10 protein-coding genes, 1 tRNA gene and 1 other RNA gene are annotated in these 15542 nt (G+C 56.7%); 6 read left to right on the forward strand and 6 right to left on the reverse strand.

Translation table 11 applies throughout. The annotated features are described in order from the left end of the window. Nucleotides 1–2: 2 nt before the first annotated feature. The 6 genes from urtC to atzF form a co-directional block, all read right to left on the reverse strand. Nucleotides 3–1076, reverse strand: coding sequence for an urea ABC transporter permease subunit UrtC (gene urtC, locus RAHAQ2_RS00450; RefSeq protein WP_014333366.1), 1074 nt, complete (start codon nucleotides 1074–1076; stop codon nucleotides 3–5). Continuing rightward, complete coding sequence (gene urtB, locus RAHAQ2_RS00455; RefSeq protein ID WP_014333367.1) at nucleotides 1076–2644, reverse strand: urea ABC transporter permease subunit UrtB; 1569 nt, start codon at nucleotides 2642–2644, stop codon at nucleotides 1076–1078. The genes urtC and urtB overlap by 1 nt, the downstream gene beginning before the upstream one ends. Nucleotides 2645–2834: 190 nt before the next feature. Beyond that, nucleotides 2835–4103 carry an urea ABC transporter substrate-binding protein gene (gene urtA / locus RAHAQ2_RS00460; RefSeq protein ID WP_014333368.1) on the reverse strand — a complete coding sequence of 423 codons (1269 nt, stop codon included), beginning with the start codon at nucleotides 4101–4103 and terminating at the stop codon, nucleotides 2835–2837. 85 nt (nucleotides 4104–4188) lie between these two features. Beyond that, nucleotides 4189–4911 carry a GntR family transcriptional regulator gene (locus RAHAQ2_RS00465; protein ID WP_014333369.1) on the reverse strand — a complete coding sequence of 241 codons (723 nt, stop codon included), beginning with the start codon at nucleotides 4909–4911 and terminating at the stop codon, nucleotides 4189–4191. Nucleotides 4912–4939: 28 nt separating this feature from the next. Beyond that, entirely contained in the window at nucleotides 4940–8572 is a 3633-nt protein-coding gene (uca, locus tag RAHAQ2_RS00470) for an urea carboxylase (protein WP_014333370.1), read from the reverse strand. A 10-nt stretch (nucleotides 8573–8582) separates the two neighbouring features. After that, nucleotides 8583–10430, reverse strand: a complete 1848-nt coding sequence (gene atzF / locus RAHAQ2_RS00475; protein ID WP_014333371.1) for an allophanate hydrolase — start codon at nucleotides 10428–10430, stop codon at nucleotides 8583–8585. A gap of 285 nt (nucleotides 10431–10715) precedes the next feature. Between atzF and RAHAQ2_RS00480 the strand changes: the two genes are divergently transcribed. The 6 genes from RAHAQ2_RS00480 (at nucleotide 10716) to RAHAQ2_RS24720 (ending at nucleotide 15542) form a co-directional block, all read left to right on the forward strand. After that, complete coding sequence (locus RAHAQ2_RS00480) at nucleotides 10716–12161, forward strand: alpha/beta hydrolase (protein WP_014333372.1); 1446 nt, start codon at nucleotides 10716–10718, stop codon at nucleotides 12159–12161. Between the two features lie 66 nt (nucleotides 12162–12227). After that, on the forward strand, nucleotides 12228–12692 hold the full coding sequence (locus RAHAQ2_RS00485; protein WP_014333373.1) for a MarR family winged helix-turn-helix transcriptional regulator: 465 nt from the start codon (nucleotides 12228–12230) through the stop codon (nucleotides 12690–12692). A 134-nt stretch (nucleotides 12693–12826) separates the two neighbouring features. Beyond that, complete coding sequence (locus RAHAQ2_RS00490; RefSeq protein ID WP_013573432.1) at nucleotides 12827–13249, forward strand: organic hydroperoxide resistance protein; 423 nt, start codon at nucleotides 12827–12829, stop codon at nucleotides 13247–13249. Nucleotides 13250–13520: 271 nt separating this feature from the next. Continuing rightward, nucleotides 13521–15200, forward strand: a complete 1680-nt coding sequence (gene eptB, locus RAHAQ2_RS00495) for a kdo(2)-lipid A phosphoethanolamine 7''-transferase (RefSeq protein ID WP_014333374.1) — start codon at nucleotides 13521–13523, stop codon at nucleotides 15198–15200. Between the two features lie 100 nt (nucleotides 15201–15300). Next, nucleotides 15301–15377: transfer RNA gene (locus tag RAHAQ2_RS00500), tRNA-Pro, on the forward strand. Between the two features lie 35 nt (nucleotides 15378–15412). Further along, nucleotides 15413–15542, forward strand: a non-coding RNA gene (locus RAHAQ2_RS24720) — RtT sRNA.

Consider the following 15542-nt stretch of genomic DNA (forward strand, 5'->3'; position numbering starts at 1 on the left):
CATCAGGATTTCCTCTTGCGCAGCAGGCCAATCACGCCTTGCGGCAGGAACAGCGTCACCAGAATAAACATGCCGCCGAGCACAAATTGCCAGTATTCAGGAATAGCGACGGTGAACCAGCTTTTCGCGCCGTTGACGATGCCTGCGCCAATAATCGGGCCGATCAGCGTGCCGCGCCCGCCGAGTGCCACCCAGATGGCGGCTTCGATGGAGTTGGTTGGCGACATTTCGCTCGGGTTGATAATCCCGACCTGCGGCACGTACAACGCGCCCGCCAGGCCGCACAGCATGGCGGAAATCGTCCAGACGAACAGCTTGAAGCCTTTCGGATCGTAGCCGCAGAAAATCAGCCGGTTTTCAGCGTCGCGCACGGCAGTCAGCACGCGGCCATATTTACTGCGCGCCAGCGCAAAGCCGAGCGCCAGACTGGCAACCAGCACCAGAACCGTGGCTAAAAACAATCCCACGCGGGTGCCGGTGGCGGTGACCGGAAAGCCGAGCAGGGTGGTGAAACCGGTGAAACCGTTATTGCCACCGAAGCCGGTTTCATTGCGGAAAAACAGCAACATACCGGCGTAAGTCAGCGCCTGCGTCATGATAGAAAAATAGACGCCTTTGATTTTTGAGCGGAAGGCGAAATAGCCGAAAACAAACGCCAGCGCGCCGGGCACCAGCACAATCAGACACAGCGCCCAGGCAAAATGCTGTGTACCCGCCCAGAACCACGGCAGCTCGGTCCACGACAGAAACGACATAAAATCCGGCAACCCGCTGCCTGCGGCCTGCCGCATTAAATACATGCCCATCGCATAACCGCCGAGGGCGAAAAACAGCCCGTGGCCGAGCGACAGCAAACCGGCGTAGCCCCACACCAGATCGAGCGCGATCGCCACGATCGCGTAGCAGAGGATCTTACCGATCAGCGTCAGCGTGTAGGTGGAGATCGCCAGCGGATTTGTGGCGGGTAACAGCGCCAGAAACGGCATCACAATCAGGATGATGAGCACCAGTGTGCCCACCGAAATCGCAATCTTCGGCGCTTTTTGTACGCCGGTAATCGTCAGAGGCTGGCTCATCAGTCAATCACCCTGCCTTTAAAGGCGAAGAGTCCCTGCGGACGTTTCTGGATAAACAGGATTATCAGCGCGAGGATCAGGATTTTCCCCAGTACCGCGCCGATTTCCGGCTCAAGAATTTTGTTTACAATGCCCAGACCAAAGGCCGCCACGACGGTGCCCGCCAGTTGTCCGACGCCGCCGAGCACCACCACCAGGAAGGAGTCGATGATGTAACCCTGACCGAGTTCCGGTCCGACATTGCTTAGCTGCGACAGCGCGACGCCGCCCAGACCGGCAATGCCGGAACCGAGGCCGAACGCCAGCATATCGACGCGACCGGTCGGCACGCCGCAACAGGCCGCCATCGCGCGGTTTTGCGTCACGGCACGCACGTTCATGCCAAGGCGCGTTTTATTGAGCAGCAGCCAGGTCAGGCCGAGCACCAGCAATACGAAGATGATTACCGCGATGCGGTTGTACGGCAGCACCAGATTCGGCAACAGCTGAATGCCGCCGGAGAGCCAGCCGGGGTTCGCCACTTCAACGTTCTGCGCGCCAAACAGCACGCGCACGCCCTGGATCAGGATCAGGCTGATGCCCCAGGTCGCCAGCAGGGTTTCCAGCGGACGTCCGTATAAATGGCGGATCACCGTGCGCTCCAGCGCCATGCCTGTTCCGGCGGTAATGAAAAAGGCCACCGGCAGCGCGACCAGCGGATACAGCGCCAGCAACCCCGGCGCGTAGTGCTGAAACAGCGACTGCACCATATACGTCGAATAGGAACCGAGCATTAACATCTCGCCGTGCGCCATGTTAATCACGCCCAGTAAACCGTAAGTGATTGCCAGACCGAGCGCGGCCAGCAGCAGAATCGAGCCGAGCGACAAACCGGTAAATGCCTGACCGAGCAGATCGCCCATCATCAGGCGATGCTGCACCGCTTTCAGGCTGGCGAGCGCGGCGTTGCGCACCGTAGCGTCAGGTTCGGTTTTCGGATCCGTCAGGCTTTGCAGACGGCCCTGCGTATCGGGATCGCCCGACGTGCCGAGCAGTTCAACGGCTTTCAGGCGCACCTGCGGACGGGTATCGGCCAGCTGTAAATTCGCCAGCGCGATGGAAAGGGCGTCGTGCACCGTGCTGTCCTTTTCCTGTTCAAGGCGATGGGTCAGCAGCGGCAACTGATCGGCCTGCGCTTCGCGTTGCAGAGATTTGGCGGCCTGCAAACGGACGGCGCTGTCGGTGCTCACCAGACGGTGTGCGGAAAGCGCATTGGCAATCAGGATACGCAGGCGGTTGTTCAGCCAGACTTTTTTGACTTCGCCCTGCGGTTTCACATCGCCTTCCAGCGGCGTCAGCTGATCGCCATTCTGGGTGAACGCGTGCTTCGCTTCGTCGGTGACGACGTTTTCCTGCTTCAGTGCTTCGAGCAGCGGCAGCCTTTCCGGCTGTGGATCCGCCGCCCATTGTTGTAATAACGTGGCCTGCTGGCTGCGGCTGGCGGCAGCAAAGTCATTCGCCGCCCCCGCTTCGGCCAGCAACGGAAGGCAACAAAGCAGGAAAAGCAGTGATCGGATGAGGATTCTCATAATGTTCTCGCCGCATAAAGTTGATGCTGGTTTGCTTCTCCCCCTGCGAAGGGGGAGGAGTGAAAGGCACCGATCTGCTCCCTCCCCTGCGAAGGGGAGGGCTGGGGTGGGGTATTAATGGCGACTCAGTGTCAAAAACCCACACCCCATCCCAGCCTTCCCCTCGTGAGAGGGGAAGGAGCTAAAACAATCAGTTAACCGTTTTCACCGGGGTATCTGGCTTTTTATCGTTACCCGCGATGTACGGGCTCCACGGCTGGGCGCGGATAGGTTTGTCGGTCTGCCAGACCACGTTGAACTGACCGTTGGATTCGATTTCGCCGATCATCACCGGTTTGTGCAGGTGATGGTTGGTTTTATCCATGGTCAGCGTGAAGCCGGACGGCGCAGCGAATGTCTGCCCGGCCATGGCAGCGCGGACTTTATCCACGTCCGTCGTACCGGCTTTTTCCACCGCCTGTGCCCACATATGGATACCGACATAAGTCGCTTCCATCGGGTCATTGGTGACTGCATTATCGGCATTCGGCAGTTTGTGCGCTTTAGCGTAGGCCTTCCATTCGGCCACGAATTTCTTGTTGGTCGGGTTATCAACAGACTGGAAGTAGTTCCATGCCGCGAGGTCACCGACCAGCGGTTTGGTGTCGATACCGCGCAGTTCTTCTTCGCCGACTGAGAATGCCACCACCGGCACATCGGTCGCTTTCACGCCCTGATTCGCCAGTTCTTTGTAGAACGGCACGTTGGAGTCGCCGTTGATGGTGGAAATCACGGCGGTTTTGCCGCCCGCGGAGAATTTCTTAATGTTGGAAACGATGGTCTGATAATCGCTGTAACCGAACGGTGTATAGACTTCTTCGATGTCGCTGTCTTTCACGCCTTTGGAATGCAGGAAGGCGCGCAGGATTTTGTTGGTGGTGCGCGGATAGACGTAGTCAGTGCCGAGCAGGAAGAAGCGTTTGGCCGCACCGCCGTCTTCACTCATCAGATATTCCACCGCAGGAATGGCCTGCTGGTTAGGCGCGGCACCGGTATAGAACACGTTTGGCGACATCTCTTCACCTTCGTATTGCACCGGATAGAAAAGCAGGCCGTTCAGTTCTTCAAATACCGGCAGCACAGATTTACGCGACACCGACGTCCAGCAGCCAAACACTACCGCGACTTTATCCTGCGTCAGCAACTGGCGGGCTTTCTCAGCAAACAGCGGCCAGTTAGAGGCCGGATCGACCACCACTGGCTCGAGCTTTTTGCCGAGCACGCCGCCTTTGGCGTTGATGTCGTCAATAGTCATCAGCGCGATGTCTTTCAGCGGAGTTTCTGAAATGGCCATGGTGCCGGAAAGCGAATGCATGATACCGACTTTGATGGTCTCAGCTGCCTGCGCGCTCCAGGCTAAGCCCATGCTGACTACGCTGGCGGAAAGAGCAAAGGCTTTAATAAAACGTCGACGTTGCATAGATGAATCCTCTGTAAAATTGCTGTGATTTAAATAGGTTAAGAGAACGCGGGTATGGTGAAAGTCGAAACAACATTTAAAAAAGTCATGACGGGTTGCCTTCGTCACTTTCCGCCCTGGCCCGGTGCAGCATATGCAAAGTAATTTTGCGTACCTCGGCCTTACTGACGGCAATATGATCGTGTAACTGGCGCTGCGCCTCCTCAGTGTGTTGCTGGATGATGGCGAGCAAAATGCTCGCGTGTTCTTTATAAGTGGCATTCACACGCTCACCTTTGGTGAAATCCAGCCGCCGGATGATGCGGATTTTTTCCGTCAGCTCGCGGTGGATACGCGCCATTTCGGCGTTTCCGGCCGCTGCCACCAGCGTCATGTGAAACTCTTCGTCATAACGCGACACCAGCTGACCCTCCGCCAGTTGCGGCTGATCGACCCAGAAGGCTTTCAGTTCGGCCAGTTGCAGCGGCTGAGCGGCGGGCGGCAGCGCACACAGACGCTTTACCGCTTCCAGTTCCAGCACGATACGCAGATCGTACAACTGCTCGAAAAAGTCGAAATCGAACGGGCGAACCTGCCAGCCGCTGCGGAAAAACACTTCGACATAGCCTTCGTGCTCCAGCCAGAACAGCGCCTGACGTACCGGTGTGCGGCTGACTTCCATGCGGTCAGCGATGTCGTTTTCGCTGAACCGGTCACCGGGCAACAGGCGGAAGCTAAAAATGTCGTCTTTCAGCTGCTGATAGATGCGTTCCGCCAGCCCTTCCGGGCGGCTTTTACTGCGTGAAGATTTAGATCCCGTGAGTTGCATAAAATATTCCCTGTTGTTCCCGATAGTGTTAAACGGCTGCGTCCAGCCACAGCAGCGCATCACCTGGCCCGACCGGACGGCCTTGCTGGCAACTGATTTTCAGTACGGTACCGGCGCACGGCGCGTTGACCGACAGCTCCATTTTCATGGCTTCGACGACGATCAGCGGCTGGCCTTCTTCTACCTGCTGACCCGGCTGCACCAGGATTTTCCAGACATTGCCGTTAAGGTCGGCGCTGACTAAGTGCCCGTCCTGATCTGCGTCGTCTTCCACTAACTGCACGGCGTTGGCGGCGGCTTCCACTGCGACGCTTTCAGCCTCATGCCAGTGCGCCACTTCGCGGGTAAACGCATCAGCTTGTCTGGCGCGAAAATCAGCAATATCGGCGGCGTTGTCGGCAAGAAATTGGGTGTATTGCGCAAAATCGAATTCTGTCTCTTCGATGTGAATTTGTGCCCGTCCTTCGCGGAAGGCTTCGCGCTGAATGTCCAGTTCGGCTTCGGTGACCTCATAGAACCGCACCTGATCAAAGAAGTGCAGCAGCCACGGCTCGCCGTTTTTGAACTGCTCATTCTTAAGAAACTTGTTCCAGATCGGCAGCGTGCGGCCGACCAGCTGATAGCCGCCCGGCGAATCCATGCCATAAATGCACATGTACATGCCGCCGATGCCGACCGTGCCTTCGGCGGTGAAGGTGCGCGCCGGGTTGTATTTGGAACTCAGCAGGCGATGGCGCGGATCGACCGGCACCGCGCAGGGTGCGCCGAGATAGACATCGCCCAGCCCGAGGATCAGGTAGCTGGCGTCGAAAATGATGTTTTTCACCTCGTCGCGGCTCGACAGTCCGTTCGTGCGCTGGATGAAATCGACGTTATTGGGCAGCCACGGTGCATCGGCACGTACGGTTTGCTGATAGCGTTCGACCGCGCCAAGTGTGGCGGCATCTTCAAAGGCCATCGGCATATGCACGATGCGCGTCGGGATTTTCAGCTGGCTGACATCGTCCAGATTGTGTTCCAGCGTCAGTAAATGTTGCAGCAGCGCAGTCTGATGCAGTACGCGGCTGTCGTAGCGGATTTGCAGCGAGCGCACGCCCGGCGACAGTTCTTCTATCCCTTGCTGACCGGCGGCCCTGATGGCGTTCATCAGCAGGTAAATGCGCATACGCACCGCCAGATCCAGCACGTTATCGCCGTACTCAATCAGCACGTAGCCATCACCTGCCTGCCGGTATTCCACCGACGGTCGATCCGCCGTGGCCGGTAAAGCCGCAAGAACCGTGGCGGAAGCGGTGGTGTCCGGCAGCAGGGACGGCACCGGCAGCGCCATCGCATTGACCGGCATCAGCGAATCGAGCGTGCCTTGCTGCGCCCGTTCCAGCGCCTGCGCCTGTTCAAAACTGATCGGATGGAAGCGGATTTTATCGCCCGGTTTCACCTGCCCGACTTTCCACAGTTCGGCTTTGGCGATAGTCACCGGGCAGACGAAACCGCCGAGGCTTGGCCCGTCGCGGGTCAGGATCACCGGGAAGTCGCCGGTGAAATTAATCGCGCCGATGGCATATTCGCAGTCATGGACATTCGACGGATGCAGACCGGCTTCGCCACCGTCCTGCCGCGCCCATTGCGGTTTCGGGCCGACCAGCCGCACACCGAGGCGGTTGGAGTTGTAATGCACCTGCCATTCGGCGGCAAAGAAGGTGTCGATAGATTCTTTAGTGAAGAAATCCGGTGCGCCGTGCGGTCCGTAAAGCACGCCGATATTCCAGAGCTCACCGTAAGGCGGCACGATATTTTCCGCAGCCGCCTGCGGTAAACTGACTGGCGCAGGGGTGGTGCAGGCCGCGAGTTCCGGCTGCGAGACGGTCAGCATATCGGCGACGCGCAGCGTGCGGCCTGCGTGCCCGCCAAACTGCCCGAGCGCAAAGGTGGAACGGCTGCCGAGATACACCGGCACGTCGAAACCGTTACGCACGGCGAGACAGGTGCGGCAACCCTGCGTGGCGCGGCCAAGCGTCAGCGTCTGACCGGCTTTCACCTCCACCGGCTGCCAGTAAGACACGGGTTCGCCGTCAAGCGTTGCCGGGCAGCGTGCGCCGGTCAGTGCGATAACGGCGTCGCAATGAAAACGCAGCGTTGGCCCCTGTAACGTGAATTCCAGACCGGCGGCATCCGGATGATTACCGACAATGCGGTTGGCGAGACGGAAGGCAAAATCGTCCATCGGGCCGGAAGGTGGCACGCCGATATCCCAGTAGCCGAGACGCCCCGGATAATCCTGCACGCTGCTGTAGGTGCCGGGGGCGATCACTTCGATGGCGTGTGGCGCATAAACAAAACTGTCGAGCATGCGTGTCCACATTTCGCCGTCGCGGAACACCGGTGTGGCGACCACCTGTCGCAGATAATCAATGTTGGTAGCGATGCCGTGCAGGCGGGTAGCGGCCAGCGCAGCGGACATTTTCGCCAGCGCATCCTGACGATCGGTGCCATGGACAATCAGCTTGGCGATCATCGGGTCGTAAAACGCCGACACTTCGCTGCCGGTAGACACCCAGCCGTCAACGCGCACGTCGTCGGGGAAAAACACTTCGGTCAGCACGCCCGGACTCGGCTGGAAATTCTTCAGCGGATCTTCAGCGTAAATACGCACTTCCATTGATGCACCCTGCGGGGCTTTTGCCATGGCAGGCCAGTCCGCTGGCTCGTTTGCCGCGACGTTCAGCATGCATTCGATCAGATCCAGACCGGTGACCATTTCGGTGACCGGATGCTCAACCTGCAAACGGGTGTTTACTTCGAGAAAATAAAATTCATCGCGCGCGGCGTCATAGATAAATTCAACGGTACCGGCGCTGCGGTAGTTCACGGACTGACCGAGCTGCACGGCGGCGCGATGCAACGCCTCGCGGCTGGCCTGCGGCAGATTCGGCGCAGGCGTTTCCTCCACCACTTTCTGATTGCGGCGCTGCAAAGAACAGTCCCGCTCGCCGAGGGCCACTACGTGGCCTTTGCCGTCGCCAAAAATTTGCACTTCGACATGGCGGGCGCGATCGACAAAGCGTTCCAGAAACACACCGGCATCACGGAAAAACTGCTCGCCGAGACGTTTCACGCTGTCCCACGCGGCGCGCAATGCCTCTTCATCATCACAGCGCGTCAGGCCAATGCCCCCGCCGCCAGCGGTGCTTTTCAGCATGATCGGATAGCCAATTTCAGCGGCAGCTTTCACCGCGTCATCCATGCTGTCGAGCAAACCGGTGCCCGGCGTCATCGGCACATTGGCGGCTCCGGCTAATTCGCGGGCGCGGTGCTTGAGGCCAAACTCGCGGATTTGTCCGGCGGTCGGGCCGATAAACGCAATACCCGCCGCCTCACAGGCATCGGCGAACTCTGCGCTTTCGGATAAAAAGCCGTATCCCGGATAAATAGCCTGCGCGCCGGTTTCTTTCGCGGCGGCCAGGATTTTGTCGATCATCAGGTAGCTTTCGCTGGCCTTTTCGCCCCCCAGCGCGATGGCGATATCCGCCTGAGTGACGTGTGGCGCATTGCGGTCAGCATCGGAATACACGGCCACGCTGGTGATGCCCAGGCGTTTCAGCGTGCGGATCGCCCGGCAGGCGATTTCGCCACGGTTAGCAATTAAAACGGTGTTAAACATGTGCGCATCCTCAGCTTTTTACCGGTGAATTCAGGTTCTGGATATAACTTCTCCAGCCGCCAAACGCCGTGATATCCGTGGCCCCGCTGATCGCCCACGGCTCGCAGATAAAACCTTTCACCGTGCGGCCATCGGCCAGTTCGAGAGTGCCGATACCGAGCGGTGCCGGGATTTCAGCGACAAATTCACCCAGGCGCGCCAGCGGGATATCCCACAGTTCGACGACAATGGCGCTGCCGCCTTCTGCCCGCACCAGCCCCGGTTTTGGCGGTGTGGTATTGGCGAGGGCATAGAGTTTATAAGCCGCTGCAGTAGTGGTCTGTTCGACGCGCACCGCATGGCGGCGGGTGAGCTGGAAATTCAGCGGCATGCCGGTCAGATGAGCACCGACCACCGCCACGCGCACGCTGGCGGTACTGACCGGCGCGGCACTCATGAATTCTTCGGGTTTCATCGTCAGCCCGGTCGCACCGAGCGGCAGGCTCAGGCTGCGCTGCCACTGACGGCCAAAACTGGCCAGCGCATCGTCGTGCCACGCGGGGGCGATCAGCGTGATACCGGCGGGCAGGCCGTCAGCACGCAGGCCGGAAGGCAGCGCCAGCGCCGACAAATCCGCCAGATTGGTGAAGTTGGTGTAAATGCCGAACTGTGAGTTGTAAAGCACCGGCTCCCGCACCAGCTCTTCCTGCGTGCGGATGGTTGGCGACGTTGGCACCACCAGCGCGTCAAACCCTTCCAGTGCCAGATTGATTTTGCGTGCCAGTTCCGCCCGCAAATATTCGGCGCGCCAGGCATCGCAGGCGCTGTAGTTCAGACCATTGGCGACAATACCGCGCACCACGGGATCCATCGCCTCCGGGCTTTCCTCAAAAATTTCGCCGACAGCCACGGTGCGTTCCGCCACCCACGCGCCGTAATACAGTTGCTCGGCCAGTTCACGAAAAGGCGTAAAATCAATGGGTTCCAGCGTCACGCCGTGGTGGCGCATGCGATCCAGCGCCTCACTGAAAGCTGCCTGTGCCAGGTCGTCCCCACAAAATTCCAGACGGTCAGGCATGGCGATGCGCGGCTGTGCGGAAAAAGCCACCGGCGCGGTATGCGGGTTTTTACGGGAATAGGCATCGGCGGCATCATATCCGCCTGCGGCGTGGGCCACGGTTTGGGCATCGGCCACGGTCAGGGCAAAAATTGAGACGGCATCATTCAGGCGGCAGGCGGGCACCACGCCGGTATTCGACAGCCAGCCTTTGGTCGGTTTCAGCCCGACGATGTTGTTAAAGCCCGCCGGAACGCGCCCGGACCCGGCGGTGTCGGTGCCCAGCGAAAACGCCACCAGACCACGAGCCAGCACCGACGCAGAACCGGAGCTGGAACCGCCACTGACGTAATCAGGATTGAACGTATTACGCACGGCGCCGTACGGTGAGCGGGTGCCGACCAGACCGGTGGCAAACTGATCCAGATTGGTTTTACCGATCACCACCGCGCCTTTGGCTTTCAGATTGGCAATGACGGTGGCATCTGCTTGTGCTGTGTAAGCGAACGCCGGGCAGGCCGCCGTGGTCGGCCAGCCAGCAATATCCATATTGTCTTTGACGGCAAACGGCACGCCAAACAACGGCAGGGCGCTCAGGGAGCCTTCAGCCTGATCGCGCAGGGTTTCAAGACGGGTGATTTGTGCTTCAAGCTGCTCTGCCGTGGCGAGATAAATCCAGGCATTGTCTGTTTCACTCAGACTTCCCAACACCAGGGAAAGCGTACTGCGCAGACTGTCCGGCGCATTGCGGTAATGCTGCTGCCATTCCCGCAAGGTAAAACCGTGAAAGGGTGATGCGACTGTATCTGAAGCTGAGGCCATGTTTTGAATCCCATCTGGTATACAAGATTGAATTCATCTAAGCAAAGCCTGTGCCAAATCATTATCTATTGATATTGTTGGGTTTATATTTCGATGTATGACCGTGTTGACTATTTGTTGCACCATGGACGGAATGCAACTGAACAAAAATGGGGCGAGAATTTGCGCTTTGTGCAGCTACCGTTCAAGGTAATTGCATTATGATTATTTCCAATAATGCTCAGGAAGGGCATATCTTTTAAATGCTGTCTTTCTCCGAAACTGTCTTTAGGAAACCCCTATTTAATGCAACTTCGTCATCTCTCTGAACGCCTGAAAAAGCTGTTACTGGCGCTGGTTCTGGTGATTATCACGCTTTTGGCTGTGCGCACTTATGACGCCTTACAGGGGCCGCCGCTTGAGCCGTGGCATAAACTGGTGCCGGACGAGCTGAGTGTGGAACAACTGGATAAAAGCGACTGGTCCGCCTATTTACGCGCGGAGCAACAGGCGTTTGTTGAAGTGAAGCAGCAGGTGACGGACAAACTCGACAGGGAAGACCGCATTCCGCTGAACCGCTATTACGACCGTAGTCCGATTTATCCTGAACATTTTGCCCAGGACTGGAACCGCTCTTATGAGCTGATGCCCGACGGTAAACCAGCCGGTGCAGTGGTGCTGTTACACGGTCTGACCGATTCCCCTTACAGCCTGCGCCATATTGCGCAGGATTATCGTCGCCGTGGATTTGTGGTTGTCGGTATCCGCCTGCCTGGCCACGGCACCGTGCCCGGTGGCCTGACGCGGGTGGACTGGGAACAGTGGCTGGCGGCAACGCGGCTGGCGGTGCGTGAGGCGCGTCGTACCGCCGGGGCAGAGGTGCCGCTGCAACTGGTCGGTTTCTCCAACGGCGGGGCGCTGGCAATGAAATACACGCTGGATTCCCTTGATGATCCTGCACTGGCGCGGCCATCGCGCGTGGTGCTGATTTCACCGATGATCGGTGTGACGAGTTTTGCGCGCTTCGCCGGATATGCGGGCTGGCCGGCTATTTTCCCGGCCTTTGCCAAAACGGCCTGGCTGAACCTGATGCCGGAGTTTAACCCCTTTAAATACAATTCTTTTCCGGTGAAAGCCGCCCGTCAGTCCTATCTGCTCACCCATATTTTGCAGCAGCAGATCAGCAAGGATGCGCAATCCGGCAAGCTGGCGCAGTTACCGCCTTTGCTGGCGTTTCAGTCAGTTGTCGATTCCACCGTCAGTTCCCGTGCGGTGGTGACGGCGTTGTTTAATCAGCTTCCCGCCAACGGCAGCCAGTTGGTTCTGTTTGATATCAACCGCAGTGCCTATGTCGGCCCGCTGTTGCGTCCTTCCTCTGAAACTGCAGCAGAGCGCCTGTTACCTGCGCCACCGCGCACGTATCAGACGACGGTTGTCACCAATGCGTCGCCGGACGATGCCGCCGCTGTCGCGAAAACTACCGCAGCGGGGGAGAGTGCTGCGACGGTCAGCCCGCTGGGGCTGAATTATCCCCCGGAGTTCTATTCGTTATCGCATGTCTCGCTGCCTTTCCCGACTGACGATTCGCTGTACGGGCGCAATCCGCAAGGCCCGGCGCAATTTGGCATCAGGCTGGGAACACTGGCTGCCCGTGGGGAAAATGGCGCACTGGTGGTGAGTATGGATCAACTGATGCGGGTTTCATCTAACCCGTTTTATCCGTATATGTTGCAGAGAATTGAAGGCTTCTGAACCGGCTGATTGGGATAATGACAAAAAGTGCTTGCGATAATATAGCGCGCTATATATATTGACGGCATGAACATGACAACAGACACTGACTCAACACCAAACAGCATGCTGCATCTGGATCAACAGATGTGTTTCGCGCTCTACTCCGCGAATCTGGCGCTGCATAAGGTTTACCGCAAGCTGCTCGGGCAGCTCGAGCTCACTTATCCGCAATATCTGGTGATGCTGGTGCTGTGGCAGCGTGATGAAGTGACGGTGTCTGAAATCGGCGAAAAACTGTTTCTGGATTCTGCGACCTTAACGCCGCTGTTAAAACGTCTTGAAGCGGCAGGGTTGCTGGTGCGTCAGCGCGCCAAAGCAGACGAACGCCAGGTGATTATTTCCCTGACTGAGGCGGGCAAAACGTTACGCGAAAAAGCGCAGGGCATTCCTGAAGCCATTCTGTGTGCGACGGAATGTGATATCGGCGAAATCGTGGCGCTGAAACAGCAGCTCGAAGTATTACGGGCTAAACTTCAGGATAAAGCGTAAGTCTGGTTGTCTTAAACGTGTTAAACAGACGTGGCCGGAGGGACTTCTTTGGAGCGTCTGGTAGAACTTAGTAAGTAGTGTGCGATTAAATCGTTTAAAACACATAAGTATTTATCCACAATAAGGAACGAAATATGTCTATTGAAAAAGTTGTGTATCGTGCTCATGCATCCGCTACCGGTGGCCGTGATGGCCGTGCGACTTCTGATGACGGCGTTCTTGACGTCAAACTGGGCGTGCCAAAAGAAATGGGCGGCATGGGTGGCGGTACCAACCCTGAGCAACTGTTTGCCGCCGGTTATTCCGCCTGCTTCCTCGGCGCACTGAAAGCCGTGGCCGCGCAGGAAAAAATTAAGATCCCCGCTGACGCTAAAATTGAAGGCGCGGTAGGCATTGGTGCTATCCCGGGCGGCTATGGCATTGAAGTACAGCTTGATATTACCCTGCCGGGCTTTGAGCGCAGCGAAGCCGAAGCGCTGGTGGCTAAAGCACATCAGGTTTGCCCGTACTCCAACGCGACCCGCGGCAATATCGACGTCACGCTGAACGTTAAATAACGTTCTGATACACAACGCCTTCACCAGGGGAATGTTGTGATGTATAAAAGCAAAAAATCTCAGGAGGCTCCGGCCTCCTTTTTGCATTTCCAGCGCGTATCTGCAGACAAACAGAAAATATTCAGAAAGAAAATACCCCGTCGCTGCGCATGTGGAACAAGCCAGAAAGCTGCATAAAAACGCATTCTCAGCATAATCTGTGAACCAGTCCGCCATAAACATGTCACAATGATTCCAAATCTTTCAAAATACGTTAGGAAAGTCACTTTTCATGAATAGAGTGAAGACTCTATCGCAGCAAAATATCTCTTTATTGTTAGCGATTTACATTGGCATTTTCCTCAATGTCTCTGTGTTCCAGCGCCGCTTTGCTGCATTGGTCAATCATTTCACGTCGGCTGAACTGGTTCAGGCCGTCACCGAAGTCTGTGCCATCGTCTTATTTACCTTCTTTGTCCTGCGGCTGCTCTCGCTGGGAGGGCGACTGTTTTTCCGCATTATCGCCAGTTTGCTGGTGCTGATTTCCGTTGCCGCCAGTTATTACATGGTGATGTTCAATGTGGTGATCGGTTACGGCATTGTGGTATCGGTGATGACCACCGATATCGATCTGAGCAAAGAGATCATTGGGTATCACCTGTTTATCTGGATGGCACTGGTCAGCGCGATACCGCTGTTCCTCATCTGGAAAAATAATCTGCGCCTGACGTTGATCGAACAGATGAAAACGCCGGGGCAACGTGTGCTGCCTTTAGGGGTGCTGCTGGCGGCGGCATTGCTGGTCTGGTTGCCGTTGCGTACTCTGGATCACGCGCAGAGCGTGAATGAGAAGAAAACGAATGTGGATCTGCCGAGTTATGGCGGTGTGGTCGCGCACTCTTATCTGCCGTCTAACTGGCTGGCTGCGCTGGGTTTGTATGCCTATACGCAAGTGGATGAAAGTCAGGATGCCAGCCATTATTTTGATCCGGCGAAAGAATTCACCTATGTGCCGCCCGCCGATATTGATGACACCTATGTGGTGTTTATCATCGGTGAAACCACCCGCTGGGATCATCTGGGAATTTTGGGTTATGAGCGCGATACCACGCCGCGCCTGTCCAAAGAAAAGAACCTGGTCGCGTTTCGCGGCACATCCTGCGATACGGCAACCAAACTGTCACTGCGCTGTATGTTTGTGCGCGAAGGCGGTACGGTGGATAACCCGCAACGTACCCTGAAAGAGCAGAATATCTTTGCGGTGATGAAGTCGCTGGGCTTCACCTCTGAACTGTTCGCGATGCAAAGCGAGCTGTGGTTCTACAATAATGCAGATACCAATAATTTCTCCTTCCGTGAAATTATCGCTTCGGAAAAACGCAACGATGGCAAACCGGTTGATGACATGTTGCTGGTCAACGAGTTAGCGCAATCACTGAAAACGCATCCGAAAGGTAAGCATCTGGTGATCCTGCATACCAAAGGTTCGCATTATCTGTATTCCCAGCGTTATCCGCGCAGTTACGCCCGGTATACGCCGGAATGTAAAAGCAACACCTGCACCAAAGCGGAACTGATTAATGCCTTCGATAACAGTGTGTTATACACCGATACCTTTATTGACAATGTGATCGATCAGTTACGTGATAAGAAAGCGCTGGTGTTTTATGCCTCCGATCACGGTGAGTCTATCGATGAGAATTCGCATCTGCACGGTACACCGCGCGAGATGGCACCGCCGGAGCAGTTCCGTGTGCCGATGATGGTGTGGGCTTCCGACAGTTTCCTTGAACAACCGGATCACAAACTGGCGTTTGAGCAATTGCAGGCACAACAACGCGTGGGTGCTAAGAAACGTCATGTTGAGTTATTCGATTCAATTTTGGGTTGTCTGGGCTATACCTCGCCAGACGGTGGCATCAATCCGGCGAACAACTGGTGTGCTAAACCCCAGACAGAACAGAAGCTGTAGGTCATTTTGGCGGCGTATCGGATAATTTCTGGTCAGTCAGTTCGGATGTTTGAAAAAGCCATTGACGCTCTCAGGGGGTCGCAGTAAGATGCGCCCCATTCGGCGAGTAGCGCAGCTTGGTAGCGCAACTGGTTTGGGACCAGTGGGTCGGAGGTTCGAATCCTCTCTCGCCGACCATATTCGAAAAAGCCTGCTTTTTTAAAGCAGGTTTTTTTTCGTCTGTAGTAAAGAGGATGAGAACCTCCGAAGGAGGTTTGAGCTGAGCGAAGCGAGACCACGTTGCTTTAGCAACGGCCCGCAGGGCAAGCATCGAAGATGCGCATCATCCTCTCTCGCCGACCA

This window comes from Rahnella aquatilis CIP 78.65 = ATCC 33071, assembly GCF_000241955.1.
GTDB classification, from domain to species: Bacteria; Pseudomonadota; Gammaproteobacteria; order Enterobacterales; family Enterobacteriaceae; genus Rahnella; species Rahnella aquatilis.

Coding starts and splice junctions, on each gene's coding strand:
- urtB (WP_014333367.1), bottom strand. CDS start 2,644: ATGAGAATCCTCATCCGATCACTGCTTTTCCTGCTTTGTTGCCTTCCG.
- urtC (WP_014333366.1), bottom strand. CDS start 1,076: ATGAGCCAGCCTCTGACGATTACCGGCGTACAAAAAGCGCCGAAGATT.
- RAHAQ2_RS00485 (WP_014333373.1), top strand. CDS start 12,228: ATGAACATGACAACAGACACTGACTCAACACCAAACAGCATGCTGCAT.
- urtA (WP_014333368.1), bottom strand. CDS start 4,103: ATGCAACGTCGACGTTTTATTAAAGCCTTTGCTCTTTCCGCCAGCGTA.
- uca (WP_014333370.1), bottom strand. CDS start 8,572: ATGTTTAACACCGTTTTAATTGCTAACCGTGGCGAAATCGCCTGCCGG.
- RAHAQ2_RS00490 (WP_013573432.1), top strand. CDS start 12,827: ATGTCTATTGAAAAAGTTGTGTATCGTGCTCATGCATCCGCTACCGGT.
- eptB (WP_014333374.1), top strand. CDS start 13,521: ATGAATAGAGTGAAGACTCTATCGCAGCAAAATATCTCTTTATTGTTA.
- atzF (WP_014333371.1), bottom strand. CDS start 10,430: ATGGCCTCAGCTTCAGATACAGTCGCATCACCCTTTCACGGTTTTACC.
- RAHAQ2_RS00465 (WP_014333369.1), bottom strand. CDS start 4,911: ATGCAACTCACGGGATCTAAATCTTCACGCAGTAAAAGCCGCCCGGAA.
- RAHAQ2_RS00480 (WP_014333372.1), top strand. CDS start 10,716: ATGCAACTTCGTCATCTCTCTGAACGCCTGAAAAAGCTGTTACTGGCG.